Annotated in this window: 30 protein-coding genes; 5 read left to right on the top strand and 25 right to left on the bottom strand. The window is 60.3% G+C overall.

Going from position 1 to position 17023, the window contains the following annotated elements:
- Positions 1-8: 8 nt before the first annotated feature.
- The 23 genes from PM1_RS07575 to PM1_RS07465 all read right to left on the bottom strand — a co-directional run bounded on the left by PM1_RS07575 (position 9) and on the right by PM1_RS07465 (position 12934).
- Complete coding sequence (locus PM1_RS07575) at positions 9-455, bottom strand: hypothetical protein (protein WP_009616816.1); 447 nt, start codon at positions 453-455, stop codon at positions 9-11.
- Positions 455-1732: a hypothetical protein gene (locus PM1_RS07570; RefSeq protein WP_009616815.1), complete on the bottom strand. Its 1278-nt coding sequence runs from the start codon at positions 1730-1732 to the stop codon at positions 455-457. Before PM1_RS07570 ends, PM1_RS07575 begins: the two co-directional genes overlap by 1 nt.
- A gap of 3 nt (positions 1733-1735) precedes the next feature.
- Positions 1736-2662 (bottom strand): phage minor head protein, encoded by a 927-nt coding sequence (locus PM1_RS07565; RefSeq protein WP_009616814.1) that lies wholly within the window; start codon positions 2660-2662, stop codon positions 1736-1738.
- Complete coding sequence (locus PM1_RS07560) at positions 2625-3998, bottom strand: anti-CBASS protein Acb1 family protein (RefSeq protein ID WP_242935544.1); 1374 nt, start codon at positions 3996-3998, stop codon at positions 2625-2627. The genes PM1_RS07565 and PM1_RS07560 overlap by 38 nt, the downstream gene beginning before the upstream one ends.
- The gene (locus tag PM1_RS07555; RefSeq protein WP_009616812.1) at positions 3995-4192 is read right to left on the bottom strand and encodes a hypothetical protein; all 198 of its coding nucleotides are present in this window, start codon (positions 4190-4192) and stop codon (positions 3995-3997) included. The genes PM1_RS07560 and PM1_RS07555 overlap by 4 nt, the downstream gene beginning before the upstream one ends.
- Entirely contained in the window at positions 4192-5448 is a 1257-nt protein-coding gene (locus PM1_RS07550; protein ID WP_024128536.1) for a PBSX family phage terminase large subunit, read from the bottom strand. The genes PM1_RS07555 and PM1_RS07550 overlap by 1 nt, the downstream gene beginning before the upstream one ends.
- A complete protein-coding gene (locus PM1_RS07545; protein ID WP_009616808.1) occupies positions 5429-5896 on the bottom strand; it encodes a DUF2280 domain-containing protein in 468 nt (155 codons plus the stop codon). The genes PM1_RS07550 and PM1_RS07545 overlap by 20 nt, the downstream gene beginning before the upstream one ends.
- Positions 5897-5928: 32 nt before the next feature.
- On the bottom strand, positions 5929-6552 hold the full coding sequence (locus tag PM1_RS07540; RefSeq protein ID WP_024128535.1) for a putative metallopeptidase: 624 nt from the start codon (positions 6550-6552) through the stop codon (positions 5929-5931).
- Positions 6549-6842 carry a hypothetical protein gene (locus PM1_RS07535; protein ID WP_009616804.1) on the bottom strand — a complete coding sequence of 98 codons (294 nt, stop codon included), beginning with the start codon at positions 6840-6842 and terminating at the stop codon, positions 6549-6551. The genes PM1_RS07540 and PM1_RS07535 overlap by 4 nt, the downstream gene beginning before the upstream one ends.
- A gap of 2 nt (positions 6843-6844) precedes the next feature.
- A complete protein-coding gene (locus tag PM1_RS07530; protein WP_009616803.1) occupies positions 6845-7153 on the bottom strand; it encodes a hypothetical protein in 309 nt (102 codons plus the stop codon).
- Positions 7154-7285: 132 nt separating this feature from the next.
- Complete coding sequence (locus PM1_RS07525) at positions 7286-7888, bottom strand: hypothetical protein (RefSeq protein ID WP_009616802.1); 603 nt, start codon at positions 7886-7888, stop codon at positions 7286-7288.
- Between the two features lie 70 nt (positions 7889-7958).
- Complete coding sequence (locus PM1_RS07520; RefSeq protein ID WP_009616801.1) at positions 7959-8543, bottom strand: recombination protein NinG; 585 nt, start codon at positions 8541-8543, stop codon at positions 7959-7961.
- Positions 8544-9008: 465 nt separating this feature from the next.
- Entirely contained in the window at positions 9009-9413 is a 405-nt protein-coding gene (locus PM1_RS07515; RefSeq protein WP_009616799.1) for a recombination protein NinB, read from the bottom strand.
- The gene (locus tag PM1_RS07510) at positions 9406-9636 is read right to left on the bottom strand and encodes a hypothetical protein (protein ID WP_024128531.1); all 231 of its coding nucleotides are present in this window, start codon (positions 9634-9636) and stop codon (positions 9406-9408) included. The genes PM1_RS07515 and PM1_RS07510 overlap by 8 nt, the downstream gene beginning before the upstream one ends.
- Entirely contained in the window at positions 9629-9904 is a 276-nt protein-coding gene (locus tag PM1_RS07505) for a hypothetical protein (RefSeq protein ID WP_009616798.1), read from the bottom strand. Before PM1_RS07505 ends, PM1_RS07510 begins: the two co-directional genes overlap by 8 nt.
- The gene (locus tag PM1_RS07500) at positions 9897-10067 is read right to left on the bottom strand and encodes a hypothetical protein (RefSeq protein WP_009616797.1); all 171 of its coding nucleotides are present in this window, start codon (positions 10065-10067) and stop codon (positions 9897-9899) included. The genes PM1_RS07505 and PM1_RS07500 overlap by 8 nt, the downstream gene beginning before the upstream one ends.
- A complete protein-coding gene (locus PM1_RS07495; RefSeq protein ID WP_009616796.1) occupies positions 10060-10302 on the bottom strand; it encodes a hypothetical protein in 243 nt (80 codons plus the stop codon). The genes PM1_RS07500 and PM1_RS07495 overlap by 8 nt, the downstream gene beginning before the upstream one ends.
- The gene (locus PM1_RS07490; protein ID WP_009616795.1) at positions 10295-10495 is read right to left on the bottom strand and encodes a hypothetical protein; all 201 of its coding nucleotides are present in this window, start codon (positions 10493-10495) and stop codon (positions 10295-10297) included. Before PM1_RS07490 ends, PM1_RS07495 begins: the two co-directional genes overlap by 8 nt.
- Before the next feature lie 109 nt (positions 10496-10604).
- A complete protein-coding gene (locus tag PM1_RS07485; protein ID WP_009616792.1) occupies positions 10605-10757 on the bottom strand; it encodes a hypothetical protein in 153 nt (50 codons plus the stop codon).
- Entirely contained in the window at positions 10750-11565 is an 816-nt protein-coding gene (locus tag PM1_RS07480; protein WP_009616791.1) for an ATP-binding protein, read from the bottom strand. The genes PM1_RS07485 and PM1_RS07480 overlap by 8 nt, the downstream gene beginning before the upstream one ends.
- Entirely contained in the window at positions 11555-12385 is an 831-nt protein-coding gene (locus tag PM1_RS07475) for a hypothetical protein (RefSeq protein ID WP_009616790.1), read from the bottom strand. Before PM1_RS07475 ends, PM1_RS07480 begins: the two co-directional genes overlap by 11 nt.
- 1 nt (position 12386) lies before the next feature.
- Positions 12387-12695, bottom strand: a complete 309-nt coding sequence (locus tag PM1_RS07470) for a CII family transcriptional regulator (protein ID WP_009616788.1) — start codon at positions 12693-12695, stop codon at positions 12387-12389.
- A 2-nt stretch (positions 12696-12697) separates the two neighbouring features.
- The gene (locus PM1_RS07465; RefSeq protein ID WP_009616786.1) at positions 12698-12934 is read right to left on the bottom strand and encodes a hypothetical protein; all 237 of its coding nucleotides are present in this window, start codon (positions 12932-12934) and stop codon (positions 12698-12700) included.
- Positions 12935-13049: 115 nt separating this feature from the next.
- Here PM1_RS07465 and PM1_RS07460 point away from each other — a divergent pair, with 115 nt between their 5' ends.
- The 5 genes from PM1_RS07460 (at position 13050) to PM1_RS07440 (ending at position 15897) form a co-directional block, all read left to right on the top strand.
- Positions 13050-13730, top strand: a complete 681-nt coding sequence (locus PM1_RS07460; RefSeq protein ID WP_024128530.1) for a S24 family peptidase — start codon at positions 13050-13052, stop codon at positions 13728-13730.
- A gap of 22 nt (positions 13731-13752) precedes the next feature.
- On the top strand, positions 13753-13968 hold the full coding sequence (locus PM1_RS07455; RefSeq protein WP_009616783.1) for a hypothetical protein: 216 nt from the start codon (positions 13753-13755) through the stop codon (positions 13966-13968).
- 184 nt (positions 13969-14152) lie between these two features.
- Positions 14153-14866: a hypothetical protein gene (locus PM1_RS07450; RefSeq protein WP_009616781.1), complete on the top strand. Its 714-nt coding sequence runs from the start codon at positions 14153-14155 to the stop codon at positions 14864-14866.
- A gap of 2 nt (positions 14867-14868) precedes the next feature.
- A complete protein-coding gene (locus PM1_RS07445) occupies positions 14869-15390 on the top strand; it encodes a type II toxin-antitoxin system VapC family toxin (RefSeq protein WP_009616779.1) in 522 nt (173 codons plus the stop codon).
- 282 nt (positions 15391-15672) lie between these two features.
- Complete coding sequence (locus tag PM1_RS07440) at positions 15673-15897, top strand: hypothetical protein (RefSeq protein WP_009616776.1); 225 nt, start codon at positions 15673-15675, stop codon at positions 15895-15897.
- On the opposite strand, the gene PM1_RS07435 is transcribed toward PM1_RS07440, so the two are convergent.
- Both PM1_RS07435 and PM1_RS07430 read right to left on the bottom strand, forming a co-directional pair.
- Complete coding sequence (locus PM1_RS07435) at positions 15894-16556, bottom strand: NYN domain-containing protein (RefSeq protein WP_009616774.1); 663 nt, start codon at positions 16554-16556, stop codon at positions 15894-15896. The genes PM1_RS07440 and PM1_RS07435 overlap by 4 nt on opposite strands.
- Before the next feature lie 191 nt (positions 16557-16747).
- Positions 16748-16984 carry a hypothetical protein gene (locus PM1_RS07430; protein WP_009616772.1) on the bottom strand — a complete coding sequence of 79 codons (237 nt, stop codon included), beginning with the start codon at positions 16982-16984 and terminating at the stop codon, positions 16748-16750.
- Between the last annotated feature and the right edge of the window lie 39 nt (positions 16985-17023).

Genomic DNA, 17023 nt, shown 5'->3' with positions numbered 1-17023 from the left:
CGTTCTCCTTAGCCGGCCACAGTCACGCTATCGGCGCGGATGCGGATGCGAATGAAGTCGACGGCAGTGGTGGTGACGTCGTCCTGGATGTAGCCGATGACCTTGTAGGTACCGGCGGTGCCAGGCACCGGGATGGCCAGGCCGGAGGCGCTGACGGTGACGGCCTGATCCTTGGTGTAGGCGCCGGCCGCCATGCGCACGGCGAACTCGCGCCCCTCCTCCAGGTAGTTGCCGATGGCGGAATGGCCCGAGGGGATCTGGTCAGTGATCGACAGGCCCTCATGATGCGCGGCATCCAGCACGTACATCCGGCCGACGACAGCAGAGGCCTGGGCGAACAGGTCGGAACCGTTGATGGTCGCGAAGGTGCCCGGGTAAAGGGCGGCGGCGGTCTTGCGGGTTTCGGTCTTGAACAGCGACTTGCCGTCGATGTTCACGCGGCGGTAGCGGGCCATTATTGGGCACCTCCGTAGGTTTTCGGGTCAGGCGCGCCGGTCACCGGCTGATCGCTGGCGTTGCCGTTGAGGATGCCCGCGGCACTGTCACACTGCTTGAACATTTCCTTCAGGGCATCGCCCTGCAGGCTGTTCGCGACGACCTCGCCGTACTTGGCCTTGACGGCTTCGCGCATCTTGTCGTCTTCGGCCTTCTGGTTGGCGGTAAGACTGTCGGTCAGCGCCTTCTGGTTGGCCTGCAGACTGTCCACCTTGTCGGCCAGGGGCTTGATGATGGTGTCCGCCAGTTCCTTGATGGCGCTGGCGGTGTTGGCGCCGATGTCCTTGACGAGCTCGGCTTTTTCTTCGGTAGTGAGAGGCATGTCGCCCTCCTTCTCAGGTTGATCAGGCCGAGCCTGATTGTTGAACAGCAGTTTCAGGATTTGATTGACAGTAGGGAGTTTCGAAACCCAGGACTCGCGGCGCTCTACCGGCGATCCGGTGTCGTCGAAGGCGATCCGGCCACCGTCGATGCGGTAGCCGAAGACCTCGGCATCGCCTCCGTTGCGCACGATGACGACCTGGCTATCGGTGAAATCGGCGATCCAGACATAGTCGTTGTCGCCCTGAACGAATCGGTCACGTGCGGCCTGCTCCAGGCGACGCTGCTTGTCGCCGAAGCTTTCGCCCTCCAGGGCACCAGAGTTGGCTTTAAGCGCCACGGCCTGGTCGGCATTCACCATCAGCCCAACGCCCTGCTCTGGGGTAGCGGCGCCAGGTTCATCCAGTAGGATCGCGTCGTGATCGACCGAGTGAATGCGTGCTACCCACTGGTATTCGGCGTTGGTGGCCGGCTCGCGGTCGAGGAACACCGCGATGCTGGTGTGAATGGGATCCGCAGTCTCGCCCTTCTCCAGCGCCTCGATGCGCTCCAGCAGGCGTCGGCCGTTCTCGCTGTTCTTGGCGAACTCGACATCGAGCCACTTCTCGACAGCGATACGGCTACCCACCTTTTTCACATTGCGGTTGAAGGCACCGACGTGGTTGGTGTGGATTCCCTCTGGAGAGAACGCTGAGACGAACTTGCCGTTGACGGTCGGGTGCCCGAGCGGCGCCAGCGTCCCCTCCAGAGCCTTGTAGTGCGCATCGATCTCGCTGGCCGGGTACAGACCGCCATTCATCACGACATTGGCCGGCAGCGTGTAGCTGGGGATGACAATGTGCTCGCGGCCGTTGTGCTGCTCGCGGCGGATACTCGCGCTGTTGACCTTAGCGGTGATGTTGACCTGCATGGGCATGGCTTAATCCTCTTTCGCCCAGGGGCCGCGCCCCTTGGCTTCCATGACTTGCTTGTTACGTTTGGCGCGCTCGACTATCGCCGGCACCAGCGGATTGCCGTTGTCGTCGACAATCACCGAGACCGTGGAGCACTTGCAGTTGATGGAGTTGGCGTCCTCGGCCCACCAATCGCGCTGCTCTTCGGTGGTGTGCAGTGTTGCGTGGCGAGCAGCGTGAGTGCGCCGCGTGGTCGGACTCAGAGCGGAGATGTGCATCTCCATGGTTCGAATGCCGTAGCGCTCTTGGGCGTCATCGGTTTCATCCATGCGGGCCCGGCGCAGCGCTGTGGGGATCTCCGTCCGCGCGATCCGGCGTGCGCGAACATCATCGAGGCTGGTTACCGATGAGCCGATGTCTTTGGCGATCTCTCGCGGATTCTTGCCGCGTGCAATGCCTTCGGCCAGCACCCGATTGAGCGTGCTCTTGGTGGTCCCGGACAGCCCCTTCATCTCCTCGAACTCGCGAGCACGCACCAGGGCGATCCGGCGCCGATATGGCTCGGACATCAGGATGTCTCGCAGCGACTGCTGGCCGGCGTGATAGACGGGCGACTGCTGACCGAGGTTGGCGAACTGCTGCGCGGTGCCACGCTGGTAGGCGATACTGACGTACGACTCGAAGAACCAGAGCTTGTCCTCACCGCCCTCAAGCAGGATCGAATCGACCATGCTGTCTAGGCCGGAGAACATGGCGTTCAGCAGCGTGCTGTCCAGGTTAAACACGTATCGCCGGTTGACGACTGGCTCGCTGGGGATGCGGCCCAGAGCGAGCAGGTAGCCGTCTCTGATCTTCCTGAAGCGTTTCGAGAAATCGCGGAAGGCGCCCCGCTCCAATCTATCGGCGCCGGTAGGATCACGCGGATTCGCCGGCAGGATCGCTGCTCGTGGCATCGTCTTCCTCCGGGTCTTCGTCTGGTAGCGGATCCGGCAATTCCAGCGGATCGAAACCGGCCTGCTCGCGGATTTCCTCGGCAGTGAACACCATTTCACCAGTGGCCATGGCCGTCTGGTTGATCTCGCTCATCACCTTGGCGTCGGCCAGGCGCTCGCCCTGGGTAGCAGTGGTGAGGTCATCCCACATTGCCGTGTATTCGGCCTTAGGCTCGATGATGCCGATGCGGATCAAGTGCGCGATCAGGTCGTTGATCTCGAAGGTGAGGTCGGTGCGACGTGCTTGGCAACGAGCGTTGAAATACTTCTGGTCCTCACTGCTGGCCCGTTCGCCGGTCTGCATGCCGACCAGAATCTTGGTGGGGATATCCAGGGCAGCAGCTGCGGTCTGCAGGTTGACGTCGTAGGTCGGCCCTGGATCGGACACCGCTGAGACCAGTTGGGTGGCCGAGGCTCCTTGCGTGGGAAGCATCACATCGTTGCCACGGTTCAACTGGCGCGCGGCCTCATTGAACCGCTGGTTGAGCTGATCCAGCGACACGCCATACATCGCGGCGATGTTGTTGAGGTCGATTTCCTTGTCGAAGTTGAGCAGCAACTGGCGGGCGGCGTTCTTCAGGAACGACTCACCGGAACCACCTTCCACTTTCTCCAGGCTGATGAAGGCGTTGTAGGCCGGCTCAAGGAAACCGATCGCCTCACTGGTCCAGTCGCCGAGGATGAACACCCGATCCGGGTGAACCCTCATCTGACGCCCAGCGCGCCCATCACGAGTGGCTTCAGTGTACTGCCACATGGTGGGCTCGCCGTAGGCCTCCGAAGTCTCGTTGTCGTCGAAGGTGATCGGCTTCAGTGATCCGGCCCAAGCGGGGATCATCTTCACCAGGGCCTTGCCCTTGGTCACCGGCTGATCCCATTTCTTGCCGTCGCGCACCTGCAGTAGGAGGCCTGAGAACCGACCAACGAGGCGGCGGGTGTCGGCCTCTGCGAAGGCACGCCAGAACTTGCCGCGCCCCATCAACGGCTTCAGCGTGCTCTCCCAGGCCGTTTCGTCCTTCGCCCCATCCTGGTCGTCGCCCTCGATGATCCAGGGATTGGTACGCCAGCAGAGACCGATGATCTTGCCAATGGCGCCGTGCGCCACGCCTCCCCGCCGATAGAGCGCGTAGAAGTCGTGGAAGGTAAGGAACTCGGGGAATCCGTACTCGCACCATGCCTGGGGACGCTTGTTGTCGATGCCCATTCCAGGATTGAGCAGCCCCATGCGGGCGCGGGCGGTCTGGAGGTCGTTCAACGCGTGATTGACCGCCAGTTGCAGGTTGTCCGTCATGGTCATTCCGATTTCAGGATCAGCCCGGGCTTGTCGCTCTCGCGCACCAGCTCAACGGACGACAGGTTTGGATCACGCCATAGCAGGGTGCCTTCGGCGCTGGCGTTCTCGACCGCAATGGTGCGGGCGCAGCTGATGCACTTCGCGCGCACTACCATGGCTCGGTTACCGTCGCGCTCCCTGAGGATGAAGATGGCCATCAGCGGGCTCCGGGTAGCAGCAGGCCGATGGCACCGCGGCGCTTGATCAGCGGGCCAAGTGCGTAGCGGCTGGCGTCCATGAAGTGGTTGTGCTTGTCGATGATGTCGGTCAGCACGTCACCGGTCAGGCGGTCGACCTTGTAGCTGTAGAGCCTGGCCTCCCGCAGGAAGCCTGTGCAGCGCGGGTGAATGACGATCTCGATGTAGCTGCGCAGGTGAGCAATACCGTCCTCGACGCTGCCCTGCCACTTCACCACAGGCTCGATGCGGGGCAGGTTGGCGCGCTTGTGGTCCTTCCCCTTGCTCTTGACGTGGCTGATCGTCTCCGGCCGAGCTGAGTCGGCGCGCACCGCATGCTGCTCGATTCCGGGCAGGCGGTCGATCATGAACTGGGCGATGTCGTCGTTCTCGAGTCCGACCTTGCTGGCCTCGTACTCTACCCATAGTCTGCGGTCGTGCACCCAGAGCTTCACGCCGGCCGTTGGGTCCTGGCTGAAGCCCCAGTCCAAGCCGTAATACGGCCCATCCCAGCCATGGCCCGGGGTGAACTCCGCCACCCGGTACTTGCCGGACAGGATCTGCGCGTCGCTGTTCTCGCGGTACGCACCATCCCAGATCCATGCATAGGTCTGGTCGTCCAGGGTTTCCCGGTCGTTCAGGCGCTCCTGGTCAAGGACGTCGGGGAACCACGGGTTGTCCGTGTAGTTCAGTTCGACGATCTTGGCGCCGGGCGGCATGTTCTTCCGGAACCGGGTGTCGGTCGGGCTACCGTCCTTCTCCGGGTTCCATGTGATCCAGACCTCGGAGTCGTTCTCGCGCACCGTAGGGAGCAGCTTGATCCATGCCGTCTCGCTGACGTTCTCGGCCTCATCCACCCAAGCAATGAGGATACGAGCCTTCGACTTGATGCTGTCGAGGTTGTGGCGCAGGCCGCAGAATGCGTAGGAGATCCTACGGTTCTTCGTGCGGATGTACTTCTCGCCGATATCGAAGTAGGCATCTAGCCAGGGCTCTGACCTGATCGCCTGCTTGATCTCCTCCATCGAGGACTCTTCAAGGGAGTTCATGTACTCCCTGGCGCCGAGGATCACGCCACTGATTCCGGCCTCAGCGAACATGTACGCCCGAACCGCCGTCATCTTGGCGAACGTACGCGTCTTGGCGCTGCCGCGGCCACCATGAGCGCCGCGGTATCGTGCTGGGCCAGAGAAAACCGGGATCAGCTTTGGCGGCAGCTCAATCCTCGCCGTTGTCATGGCCTGGCGCCACAAGCTGGATGGTCGTAGGCATCATCGGAATCGGGCCACCACCTGGGCCGGAGTGCTCAAGCTGGTGCTTGTTCGAGTACATGCCGCCAGACTCTTTCGCTGCCTGCTCGTATAGCTGGGCAGCGAGCGCCATGTTGCGCAAGCCCTCGGCCTTCTCTGCCATGCGCCCCAGCGCCCTCAAGCGGTAGGCTCGGTTCGCAATGGGGATCTCCGCAATCTCTTCACGGAAGCGCTTACGCGTATCGTGGAACATCGTCACCCAGCGTTTGGCGAGCGTCTTGCTGCACCGTTTGGTTGGATCGTGCGTCTCCACCTGTTGACGGGAAACCTCGATCCCAAATTCACGCTTGACTGATTCGGCCACCTGGCTCGGCGTATCGAAACAGGCCAGGGCCTGAACGATGAAGGCCTTCACCTCGTTGTTCAGGATTGCCATATGGTTGGACTCCGTCTACTGCCTGTCTTGCATCAGGCCGACTTGAGCAGACAGGTTCCGCAGGCCCTCGCGATGTTGATCTTCGCCACCTCGGGCGGGTTGTTTGCCGCCTCTACCAGGGCCTTAACCCCTTCACTGGCGCCGTATCTGCGAACCACGCCGACGAACTCTTCGACGTCGTGGCCGCGCAGCTTGAGCTTGGGCAGACCTTCCTCGGTGAACTTGGGTTCGCCGTATTTATCCAGCGCCTGGGCGATGTGGTACAACTCGTGCTCTACCAGGGCGCAGAACTCGGCATCACTGCACTCGGCGCAGTAGTCCGCGGCCAGAGTGATCAGGTAGGTCGGCAAGTAGCCGAACCACTGGAGCATCTGCTGCTCCTGCCTGCCCTTCTGCCATGGTCCACAGCGGAAGGTGACTTCCTCGCACTGGCCGAGCACCAGTCGACCTTGCTTCTCGAACCCCGATGCTGCCCAGAGAAACGCGATTGGTGCGTCCTGCAGATGGGCGTGGTCTTCGTTGTGGATCTCGCCATCCTCACTGACGAAGGTCTCCATAGCCCATGCCAGAACCTCAGGTGCTGGCAGATAGGCGTCAGCCCAATCCTGGCCCTCAGCGAACTGGCCAATGCTGGCGGGAGGCATAGGGCGCATCACTTACCCCTCCGGTCCACCCCATCCCACGACCAGTAATCTCGGAAGATGTGTTTGCGTCGGCACCAGGCGTAGACCACGACACCCAGGTGCAGGACTACTGCCCAGGGACTCACCCAGTAGCCTTTTGCCAGCTCCAGCAGCAAGCCGAATGCTCCGGTGGCCACCAAGTAGAACGACAGGCTCAGGATCGGATGCTCGAACAGGTGGACTGAGCGCAGGAACTCAAGCGCTGCCAGTACCACGAGAATGCAAAGCACGGCGTCCAGGCCCATGAGGATGGAGGTCATCATGGTCAGGCACCCTTGGTAGCGAGAATGCGCTCCGCTGCTGCTTTGATGGCGGGGATGATGTTCATGGCCAATAGGCCAATCAGGAAAGCCACCCCGTTCTTCGAATCGGCATCAGCCGGAAGGCCGAAGTAGTTCACCACCAGTTGGGTAGTGAAGATCGAGGAGAGGAATCCGGTAATCACCGCGGCGCTGGCCTGCTTTCGAGTCAGGCCGCGGAGGAAGGACAGCGACAGGATTGCACCAGCGAACGCGGCGATCGCGACGCTGTACTTGGCGAGCAATGCTCCTGCCGCAGTAGAGGTCGGTTCCATCGGCAGCTCCGCTTTCACGCATGCAAGAACGACAGAGCCCGGCGCATGGCCGGGCTCTGAAGTGACAATTTCTAGGATGGGAAAATCGTATTGCCAGCCGGACAATTTGTCAAACGTTATAACAATGCGATTTCATGCTGCCTCTTTCATCAGTGCGAGGATGCTCGACACTGGTATCAGCGCCTGCTTGTCCAGGTCGTCACAGGCCAGGAAGCAGGTGTCGATGAACCCTTCCCACTCCCTTGTCCATTGTTCACTGGAGAGGGAAATGCCTTTCTCTGCCAGGATCCATGCGCGGAATCCCTCAGGCTTCGGCATTGGGTCAGGCATCGAGCTTTGGCCGCCCTGATGCATGCGGCGGTATCGGTAGAGAACGCCTGCTGCCACAGCGCGGGCGCGCTCCATCTTCTTGGCATACATCTTCTCGACACGACTGTAGGCCAGATCGAATACCAGCGCCTCGGCCGCCTCGCGAACGTCATCGGGATCGCCGATGATCCCTTCCGGCCCGTACATGTGATGTCCGAACAGTTGCAGGTCAGGCGAGAGACTGGCGACCGCCTGCTGCACGTAGCCGGCCAGCACGCCATGCTCGCAGTGGTCCAAGGAGCGGTCGATCTCGGTCTGCTGGATCTGGGTGCCGAGCCTATGGATGGTCGCGAAGTGGTTGGCGTTGCTGTTCCGCTTGCCATAGAACGCCTCGTGCCAGGCTTGACGTGCGCTATTCAGCTTCATTCCCCTTCCCCCTTGATCAGCCCGTACTCTCGAAGGATTGCCCATTGTTGGGCGATGTATTCGGCTAGTGTCATGCCGTCTCCCGCTTCAGTTCACGCACCCAGGCCCGGAACTTGGCCTTCAGTACCTTGATGTCCTCGATGCTCAGCTTCAGGGGCTCATGAGGCCCTTCCAGTTCCAGGACTGCCTCTTCCCCGATCCTCCGCACCAACTCGGGCCGATAGCCCATGATGTTGCCGCTCAGGTGCGAGTTGCAGATGGAACAAGCGCGGTGCACGTTGAGCGGGCTGAAGCGGAGCGACGGCGTGGAACCAACGCTGCGATAGTGCGACGCGTGCCATTGGCCATCCCAGGTGGCGGGACGGCCGCAGCTCACACAGGGCTTGTCCGCATCCCGTAGCCGGATGTACTGGTTGAAGATTGCCTGGCACTCCTTCAGGTGATCCGCCCTGCTCTTCAGCTTCTCCTTCCGCGCCTTGATCTCCCGGCGGTTGCGGTCGGCGATGGCCTTCCGCGCCGGAGCCTGGTGCTTGTCCTTGGTGGCCAGGGCGCAGGCTGGGGAGCAGACGCGCTGCCCCAGGCGCTGAGGGATGAACTTGGTGCCGCATTCGGTGTTCTGGCACTTCTTCGGGCGTGGCTGGCGGGTGGAGAGCATCAGTAGTCCTCCCAGCCGTCACGGAGCGCCTTACGAGTTTCCCGCCGGTCTACAGAGCGCCCGCATGGCGTCGACTGGATATCCCGGCTAACTTGGCAGGAACCGCCATGGCCGGCGCAACAGCACCGGCCGAACTTCTTCCGCTTGCGCATCAGCTTCGCGTGAATCACGCCTCCACCTCCTTCGCCTTCTGCTGCTCGGGCTGGAAGTCGCCCTTCAGCGGGATAAGTTTCGATTCTCGGATCAGGACTTCATCGGTTTTCACAGCCTTACCTGAGGGAACCAACTCGCCCGCCAGGTCCTTTGCCGTGACGCGCCATGCGGGAACGCCTTCCGGGACGATTACTCATCTGTTTCCTTTAATGTCGACACGACAAGGGCCCACGTGGAAGGAGATCAGCTCTACGCAACGCCCGAAGTTTCTTTCTCCGATGACGAGCGCGAGATCCCCAGCCTTGAACTTGCTCATGCCGCTCCCTCCCAGTAATCCCGCGTGGTGAACTTCACGCCACGCTCGGCGGCGAAGGCTTCCATCACCAGGAACATCTCGTTGAACCACTTTTTGGATTGCTTGCGGGTGGAGACGCCCAGGACCACGAACCCACCGTTGATGCCCGGAACGGCATCCTGCTGCTGAACCGCGGCACTGAAGATGTGCTTCCAGCTCTCGTCGTCCAGCTTCCGGCCGTACCACTCCACCTGGTGGCTGATGTCGCGCAGCATGGCCCACATGCGCCTGTTCTGGGCGTCGCTGCGGGCCTCGTCGTGCAGGCTCCAGGTCTTGCCTTCGGCCAGGTCGATGCGCTGCAGGATCGCAATGGCGCGCTGGCGGTCGGTCTCGTTGCGGATGGGGAAGCGGGGGTTAGCCATGATCAGCCTCCTTTCGCCGATCGCCTGGAAGACAGGCCATAACCTCTTGCCCTCGGCTGCGAGCTACAAGGCAGGTCATGTCCGTGTTAGGGCTGTAGAAGTTCCAGGCAGTACCGTTCCAAGAGAAGCGGTCGTAGAGGTGAATGGCCAGAGCGCCAAACGACATACCGATGATTGCGGCCACCATCGAGAGCCAGAACTTGTCTACCTTCTTATCAGCCATGACTCGCCCTCCGCTCGCAGTTCTTGCAGCGCTTCCAGCTGCCGGCCGAGAACATCGGCACCCTGTCCGCGGTGACGGCATCCACTCCACAGAGAGCTACCCAGTACTTCTCGCGCCCATGCGGGCCGATGGAATCGTCGTAGATGAGCTCGAAGTAGTGGGCCTTGTTCCCGCAGAACGGAGCCTTGCCCCAACCTTTCTTGCCGGGAAGGGGGCCGTCAGATACCTGCGTTGTTGGGGAGTTGAGGCGATCAATGAAGTCAGACATTGCGCGCCTCCCTGGCCTTCGCCTTGCAGTCAGCGCAGCGCCAAGCTTTGGACGCCGGAGCCTTGTCGCGCGGCTTCACCTGGTTGCAGCCGAAGCACATGCGCTTGTTGTAGGGAAGGTGGACGCCGTAGCTGGCTTGGTAGAACTGGCGGGGCTTATCCATTGGCTACCTCCACCGGGTGCGGAATGGTGTCGTAGATGAACTCCTTCACGTGCTGGAGGAACTGGCGAGCCACGTCCTCTCCGTAGCCGGTTGCCTCGTCGACCATGCGTTCAATCTCGCTGCGAGGGAGTCGATTCCCGGTCAGACGAAGCCATTCGTTCAGGAAGCCGGATTCCACTGCCTCGTGGACGCATATCCAGAACCAGGGATCTGCGAAGTGACGGTTGTCAGCCACGGCGCACCTCCACCCAGGCGAAGCCAGCGGCGGCAATGAGAAGCTCAGGGCCTACAGCCAGCAGGAACCCAGTCAAGCCCCGGAAACCAGCATCCGAGATGAAACTGACCCAGACCATCACGCATACAGAAATTGCAGCGGCGATGGTCATCAGCATGAACGCGAAGAGAAATTTCTTGAGGAACTTGGTCATTGCACAGTCGCCTCCGGCCAAATAGAACGAACCACTGCGAGCGGGTCGCAGTCTTCCATCAGCACCATGGTGAAGCGCTGGGTGCCGAGGATTACGGTCCAGGAGCGTTTCATTGGGAGGCCCTCCCCGCGAGATAGCGCTGCTGGCGGACCTTGCTGCAGCGCTTGTGGCTGCCATGAGCTCGGTTCTTCCCGCAGATGTCGCAGGCGCTGGTTAGGTCCAGGCCTTGGGTGGAGATCTTGCCGAGGTTGGGCTTAGTCATGGCCAGCCTCCGAGCGCTTGGATTGCCAGTCGAACACCAGGGCAATGCCGCCGTTCTCGCGCAGGCGATCGACACACCGCTCACCGAGCGCAGCAGGAAGCTCGTTCGGCATCAGGTTGGACACGATGATGGTCGGCAGCAGGTTCTGGTAGCGCCCGTCGATGACACTGAACAGAGTGGTCAGTTCGAACTCGGTGGGCTTGGTTGCGCCAACCTCATCAACGATCAGCAGGCTCGGCTCGCAGAGCGCTTCGAACGCCTGAGATTCGCTGTAGCCGGATTCGCGGTCGAAGCTGCCCTTGATGAACTGCAGGATCGAGCTGACGGTTCGATAGGCTGCGGTAACACTGCGGCTATGGCAGACAACATGGCCGGCGATGGCGTTGGCCAGATGAGTCTTGCCGGTGCCCGGCTTGCCTAGCAGCAGGAGGCAGCGACCATCGCGAGCATTCACCTCGAAGTTCTCCGCGTACTCGCGGCAGACCTTCAGTGCCTTCCGCTGACCGGCATTCGTGGCGATGTAGGTGTCGAAGCTGCGGCCATGGAACCGCGGCGGAATCAGCACGCCAGCCAGGCGGCGTTCCATCTTCTCGCGCTCGATCTTGCGCCACAGTTCGGCCTGCTCATCGCGCAGCTTCTCGTCGGCGATCTCCTGGGCACAGGCCGGGCAACCGGAAGGCTTGTCCGAGTTGCGATGGACCACTGCCGCGTACTCGCCGTGCTTGTCGCACTTCGCCGGAGACTTCGACACGACGCCGAAGCGGCGCTCAAGATCACCGACCTCAAGGTTCAGGGCGTTAGAAGCCATAGGTGCCATCCTCCCGCTGGATCAATCCGGCGGTGTAGTCGCGGTCGTCGAAGCCGTGGTGCCGGCTGCTGGGCAGGTGGTGAACGTTGCTGCGCACCTCGTCGTTCCAGCGCTCGCCGTTGAGCCAGGTCGTCGGGTGCGGCACGAACTGGCCGCCATCCTTGAGCCACGCTTGGCTAGCGCACTGACGGCGCAGGCCGGACATGATCTGGTCGAACAGGATGGGGGTGACCTTGAGCTTCACCCACTTCGCCCGAGCTTTCGCCTTGCAGGTCTTGTTCGGGTACATCGCCCAGAATTGGTCGAACAGGTCGTCCCGAACTGGCGGCGACTCCCCCGCGGGGGTTGGGGGGGTCTTGGTATCCGGGATCAGAAGATCAGGAATCAGAAGATCAGAGCGAAGTGCTTCTTCCCTTGGTTGAAAGTCCTTTTCACCATGGTTAGAAGCGCTTTGAACAGGCTCTACCTCGGGCTTCTTCTCAGTGCGAACCCCTTGCTCCATCGGAGGGATGTCGCTGGCGGTCTCGTTGCTGTGCGGGCGCTGGTGCTTGGTGAAGTTGAGGATCTGGATGTAGCGCTTGGACTCGACGGTGTAGCGGATGAGGAAACCGGCACCCTGCAGGTTGTCCAGCATGGCGTCGATATCGACATCGTCGTAGGGGAAGGCTTCGGCCTTGATCCGCTTCGGGCGATCCTCAAGGCGCCCTTCCCGGTCGGCCAGCATCCAGAGGTAGATGAACAGGAGGCGCTCGGCCGGAGTGAGCTCGGCCAGGTCCTCGTTTGCCATGATGGCAGGCTTGATATTCCGGGCTCGGGCCATGTCAGTCCCACTCCAGCTGTTCGACGCTCTCAAGCTCGCGCATCTTCGACTTGGCCAAGGTCAAAATGGCCTCCATCTCGCGCTCGTTGAAGCACTTCATGTCCATCGGGACGATCTTCAGGTCGAGCACGGCCAGGATTTCCGAGAACTCCCGGAACTTCTCCGGCTTCATCCGGCTGATCGTCGATTCGTCGCAGCCCACCGCAAGCGCCACCGGCGCATTCCCGACCGATGCAAGCCGCTGCACGATGAGGCTGTAGTTCTTGCGTGCCCTTGCATCCTGCTCGGGGTTCAATTGGTTGGCGGTCATGGTTAGGCGGCCCCGCGCAGGATCTTCTCGGCAAGAGGCACGAGATCCGGACGAAGACCGGCGATGGTGATCTCGCCAGAGGAAGCGTCCTGAAGCCGCTCTGCGAGCTTGTCGGATGCTTTCCGGTGGCCACCAGCGAGCTGCCAGAGATGGCCAACGGTGGTGCCGGCCTCTTCTGCCACTCGCTTGCGTTCTTCTGCCGGCGTCTTAGCCAGCCAATCGCGCAAATGGTCAGACATGGGTGATTCTCCTTGAGATGTGCGGAGAAATTTAGCTCATGGCTAATATCAACTCAAGGAGAATTTAGCTGTGGGGACATTTAGCATTGCGCTAAATAGTGGCAATCTTGTTGGAATGGACATCTACGAAATCAGAAAATCGAACCTGATCGCACTCATTGGAAAGCGGCGGAAAGGCGCGTGCGCCGACAAATGGGGGATGAGCGCCGCTCACCTGAGCCAGATCCTGTCGGACAAAACCGACAAGAATCTAGGCGATGACGTTGCGCGGCGAATTGAGGAAAGGGATGGGCTACCCAGGGGATGGCTCGACCAACTCCATAGCGGAGAGGGGGAAGACGGTAGGCTTTCCCAGCATGTGAACGTAGAGGGAGAGCCCCGCCACATAAGGGAAGGAATGATCCCTGTTGTAGGAATGGCACAGTTGGGCACGGATGGATTTTTCGATGCCATGGAATACCCGGTTGGGTACGGTGATGGCTACCTAAAGATTTTCAGTGATGATCCTAACGCCTATGCGCTGAAGGTCGTCGGCAACAGCATGGAACCTCGCATTCGTAGTGGTGAGTTCGTCCTGGTTGAGCCAAACAAGACCTTCGTCGCCGGCGATGAGGTGCTAGTCAGGACGATCTCCGGCCAGTCCATGATCAAGGTCTTCATGTACGCGCGCGATGGCTTGATCCGTCTGCTGAGCGTCAATGATGCCCATCCGCCCATCACTATTGCTGATGATGAGGTCGACAAGATCCATTTCGTCGGAGCGATCGTGAAATCTTCCAGGTACATACAGCGGTAGCCAATCTGCTGGAGCCGTAAAAATGGGCATGAACAAACCCACCCAACTGCTCAAGCACGACCTCAAGTGGGCATCCGTCGACCTGGTGAAGATCGCCGAGCGACTGAGCCAGGCAGGCAATGAGACTGACGCCTGGGCCGTACTCCGTATCGTTGGGGTGCTCATCAACGGTGAGGATCGTCTTGGCTCATATGCTGATGAGGTCAAGGCGGGGCGGATAACGCGGAGCAAGGGCTGATGGGGCTTGGCCGCCAGGCGGCCCGGAGCTATAGGCAGGTCGTGGGGGAGTAATGAGACCTGCATCCACGCCAGGGTGCTGCTGGTGTGGAATGCTCATCTGGTGTAAAAAAGTGATCAAATGGATCGCGCTTCGTCTGGCGCGGTCATGGTAGTCAACAAGGACGCTTGACTATAATCCCCGCATGAAAGAGCTAACGCTTTACCTCGATGACCTCACGCCAAACCGCCTCTCGATGAAGCGGCTGACGGACTACTTGCGTGCGCTGGCCACGATGTATGGGGCAGAAAGCGCAGTGCACTTCGAGGGCGTGAAAGAGGGTTCTGCTCAGCTAGTAGCCTATGTAGAAGACGATAAATACCCCGTCGTACTCAATCAGGTCCGAGAGGTATCTGGCGGGCTTGGCTCCAAAAAGGCTCAGGCAGCGTTCCAAAAGCTCTCAGAACTGATGTCCGAGGACAGGACGGGAGCATCGTTGCGCACGCTAGGTGGAGCTCAGATACTTCAGTTCCCTAAGCCCCAGGAAACTGAAGATGCGCTTCGCGTGGTGAAACCGTCATCTGTCCAGGGCCGCCTCTATAGCGTCGGAGGCAAGGATGAAACGGTTCCAGTGCGCCTGGAAGGGGCAGATGGCGAAACGCTCTACTGCGAAGCTGACATAGACGTCGCCGAGAACCTGGCCAAAGTGATCTTCAAGCCGGTACGACTGGAAGGTAATGGCGAGTGGGTCAGGCTCAACAGTGGGCAGTGGCGGCTGGTCAAGCTGAAGGTGAAGACATTCACGCTGCTCGAAGACATCAGCTTCAAAGAAGCAGTTGCAAGGCTTAAAGCTGCTGGAGGGGTGAAATGGAGCGCTTCACCCGACGCGCATTCCGAGATTCTTGGGAGTAGGGGCTAGGCTTGAAGATAGTCATCGACACCAACGTTCTGGTGCAGATCATGCAGGACGATGGCGCAACGGATTTGATGAATCCCGAAACCGGCGAGGTTGTCGACGACGCCTTCAGGCGCGCCGTGGCCCTGGTTGAGCAAATTGAGACAATGAAGGGCACGGTCATCCTGCCGGCCCCCGTAGTTTCTGAGTATCTCTTGGGAATCGAACGCAGCAGTTATCAAACCCATCTCGATATCATCAACGGCACGAAATCGATTGAGGTGGTTCCGTTTGACCAATTGGCGGCGGTTGAATGCGCTCTTCTGGTTACCAATCAGGAGCTAAAGAGCCTGGACCCTGATGCCAAGATGGCGAAGCTCAAATACGATCGCCAAATTCTGGCTATCGCCGTCGCAAGCGGCGCCAAGGAAATATGGACCCACGACAAGCAGCTTTATAAAAGAGCTAAGGCCGTCGGTATTACGCCGAAATCGCTTTCTGACATCTCGCCCCGACCTGAACAGTTGAACTTCAACGATAGCGTTTGACCGAAAGCCCCGCAAAGCGGGGCTTTTTGTTTCTGAGCCTGGCTCTCAGAACGCCGCCACCTCCTCGCTCAGGCGCTGCAGCAGATCTCCTCGGCCAGGCGTCATCGACCGACCACCGGTGCCGCCTGTGCAAGCCGAGGGGGGCTTGATCCCACGGTTCGTTTTGGTAAATTTTCCCTGCCCTGGAGCTGGGAAGACAGCAGCTACCAGGACAAGGCCGCGCCATTGAGTGCGGCCTTTTCGTTTCCGGCCTAAGCTGAGTCCTCCGCTCTGGAGGTTTCCATGGCCGACTCCCCTCTCCCCGCCCTGCTCTACCGTCTCAACCTGAACATCAACGCCATCGGCTCGGCTGTCGAAGAGTTGGCGATCTGGGTTGAGCAACGAGGCTCGACCGAGACCTCCGATGCCGTGAAGCTCCACCTGGAGACGCTGATCGAGAATGCGGACTTCATCGCTGAGGCCATAGCTGACCTGGCGATCCATGAGGCTAAGTCCAATCCGGACTAGCCGCCGGCGTGGCTAAGGTCTTCTGCCGTGGCGAAATAGCTCTTGGCATCGTTCGTGATCACGATGTCAGCATGCTGGAACACCTCTTCCCTGACGCCGTGGCCTAAGGTAACGAGGACGAGCTGCGCACCTTCTCGACGCGCGAACTTCATCGCCGGGATGAAGTCGCTATCGCCTGTCACCAGGACGATTATCCCGACTTGCTTCTTCAATGTGAGACTGGCGATGTCCAGGCCGATGCGCATGTCGACGCCCTTCTGCTGGACGTTTGGCTCCAGATCGTCGGCCTTGAATGTCGTGTCAGCGTTGGCCTTACGAAGCAGGCGCGCCTTGATCCGCCAGCCTTGGTGGACGAGTTCGCCAAAACGAAGGGCGACGTAGGGACTCTTCTCTAGGCTGGAGTGCAGAGCCTGGTTGGTGGTAGCGGTCGAGGTCTTGCCGAACTCTATGACGCTTCCATTGGGGTGCTTCGCCTCAGACAGAAGCGGCTTGGCGTCATAGAAATAGATGCGGTGAAGGCGGTGGTCCTTCAGAAACGGATGATTTCGCAGGGCGATGACAAACTGCTCAACCATTTCCGACGTGATCGGTTCCTTGCGAACCGGCCAGAGCTTGGGCTTCAGAAAGCCCGCATCGATCAGCACCGCGTAACTGAGCATCCATTTCTCCCGGGCAAAAAAATGGCCGCCAGTCAGGTGGGGACGAATCCCTCTTATATGTCACCCGAAAGGCAGCCGTTTCTTGGGCGTGAGTATAAGCGCCGTAGCGGTCACGTCAACCTGTCACGACGAAAAGCTTGGTGCCGTCACGGATTTTGAGGTATGGCAGCAATATCCATTGATATCTAGCCTCAGCGCCCTACTTCCCTCCTGACCATCTCCCGATACTGCTCAGGCTGTAGGGCCTCGATCTGCTCTGCGGCCCACTCCCGCCACTTACCCTTCCGCCGGTCCTTCTCGCCCAGGATGCGCGCGGCCTCTCCCTTCGCTCTGTCCAGGTTCTGCTGCCAAAACTCGAACAACTCCGACTTCTCGTCTTCTATCGCCCGGCGTTCGTCCATCGGTAGGTTCGCAAGGTTGTAGCTCATAAGCCCTCCGGTCTGAGGGAGGGATTGTACCTGATGAGG

Source organism: Pseudomonas sp. M1, from assembly GCF_022760135.1.
In the GTDB taxonomy this organism is placed as follows: domain Bacteria; phylum Pseudomonadota; class Gammaproteobacteria; order Pseudomonadales; family Pseudomonadaceae; genus Pseudomonas; species Pseudomonas citronellolis.
This window is presented reverse-complemented; position numbering and strand designations above follow the sequence as displayed.

Excerpts from the sequence above, each read along its gene's own strand:
- PM1_RS07475 (WP_009616790.1), bottom strand. The coding sequence starts at position 12,385 with ATGGCCCGAGCCCGGAATATCAAGCCTGCCATCATGGCAAACGAGGAC.
- PM1_RS07565 (WP_009616814.1), bottom strand. The coding sequence starts at position 2,662 with ATGCCACGAGCAGCGATCCTGCCGGCGAATCCGCGTGATCCTACCGGC.
- PM1_RS07440 (WP_009616776.1), top strand. The coding sequence starts at position 15,673 with ATGGCCGACTCCCCTCTCCCCGCCCTGCTCTACCGTCTCAACCTGAAC.
- PM1_RS07500 (WP_009616797.1), bottom strand. The coding sequence starts at position 10,067 with ATGGATAAGCCCCGCCAGTTCTACCAAGCCAGCTACGGCGTCCACCTT.
- PM1_RS07560 (WP_242935544.1), bottom strand. The coding sequence starts at position 3,998 with ATGACCATGACGGACAACCTGCAACTGGCGGTCAATCACGCGTTGAAC.
- PM1_RS07470 (WP_009616788.1), bottom strand. The coding sequence starts at position 12,695 with ATGACCGCCAACCAATTGAACCCCGAGCAGGATGCAAGGGCACGCAAG.
- PM1_RS07550 (WP_024128536.1), bottom strand. The coding sequence starts at position 5,448 with ATGACAACGGCGAGGATTGAGCTGCCGCCAAAGCTGATCCCGGTTTTC.
- PM1_RS07480 (WP_009616791.1), bottom strand. The coding sequence starts at position 11,565 with ATGGCTTCTAACGCCCTGAACCTTGAGGTCGGTGATCTTGAGCGCCGC.
- PM1_RS07510 (WP_024128531.1), bottom strand. The coding sequence starts at position 9,636 with ATGGCTGATAAGAAGGTAGACAAGTTCTGGCTCTCGATGGTGGCCGCA.
- PM1_RS07530 (WP_009616803.1), bottom strand. The coding sequence starts at position 7,153 with ATGGAACCGACCTCTACTGCGGCAGGAGCATTGCTCGCCAAGTACAGC.
- PM1_RS07545 (WP_009616808.1), bottom strand. The coding sequence starts at position 5,896 with ATGGCAATCCTGAACAACGAGGTGAAGGCCTTCATCGTTCAGGCCCTG.
- PM1_RS07450 (WP_009616781.1), top strand. The coding sequence starts at position 14,153 with ATGAAAGAGCTAACGCTTTACCTCGATGACCTCACGCCAAACCGCCTC.
- PM1_RS07535 (WP_009616804.1), bottom strand. The coding sequence starts at position 6,842 with ATGATGACCTCCATCCTCATGGGCCTGGACGCCGTGCTTTGCATTCTC.
- PM1_RS07505 (WP_009616798.1), bottom strand. The coding sequence starts at position 9,904 with ATGTCTGACTTCATTGATCGCCTCAACTCCCCAACAACGCAGGTATCT.
- PM1_RS07575 (WP_009616816.1), bottom strand. The coding sequence starts at position 455 with ATGGCCCGCTACCGCCGCGTGAACATCGACGGCAAGTCGCTGTTCAAG.
- PM1_RS07555 (WP_009616812.1), bottom strand. The coding sequence starts at position 4,192 with ATGGCCATCTTCATCCTCAGGGAGCGCGACGGTAACCGAGCCATGGTA.
- PM1_RS07430 (WP_009616772.1), bottom strand. The coding sequence starts at position 16,984 with ATGAGCTACAACCTTGCGAACCTACCGATGGACGAACGCCGGGCGATA.
- PM1_RS07570 (WP_009616815.1), bottom strand. The coding sequence starts at position 1,732 with ATGCCCATGCAGGTCAACATCACCGCTAAGGTCAACAGCGCGAGTATC.
- PM1_RS07520 (WP_009616801.1), bottom strand. The coding sequence starts at position 8,543 with ATGCTCTCCACCCGCCAGCCACGCCCGAAGAAGTGCCAGAACACCGAA.
- PM1_RS07485 (WP_009616792.1), bottom strand. The coding sequence starts at position 10,757 with ATGACTAAGCCCAACCTCGGCAAGATCTCCACCCAAGGCCTGGACCTA.
- PM1_RS07490 (WP_009616795.1), bottom strand. The coding sequence starts at position 10,495 with ATGACCAAGTTCCTCAAGAAATTTCTCTTCGCGTTCATGCTGATGACC.
- PM1_RS07515 (WP_009616799.1), bottom strand. The coding sequence starts at position 9,413 with ATGGCTAACCCCCGCTTCCCCATCCGCAACGAGACCGACCGCCAGCGC.
- PM1_RS07460 (WP_024128530.1), top strand. The coding sequence starts at position 13,050 with ATGGACATCTACGAAATCAGAAAATCGAACCTGATCGCACTCATTGGA.
- PM1_RS07525 (WP_009616802.1), bottom strand. The coding sequence starts at position 7,888 with ATGAAGCTGAATAGCGCACGTCAAGCCTGGCACGAGGCGTTCTATGGC.
- PM1_RS07455 (WP_009616783.1), top strand. The coding sequence starts at position 13,753 with ATGGGCATGAACAAACCCACCCAACTGCTCAAGCACGACCTCAAGTGG.
- PM1_RS07465 (WP_009616786.1), bottom strand. The coding sequence starts at position 12,934 with ATGTCTGACCATTTGCGCGATTGGCTGGCTAAGACGCCGGCAGAAGAA.
- PM1_RS07435 (WP_009616774.1), bottom strand. The coding sequence starts at position 16,556 with ATGCTCAGTTACGCGGTGCTGATCGATGCGGGCTTTCTGAAGCCCAAG.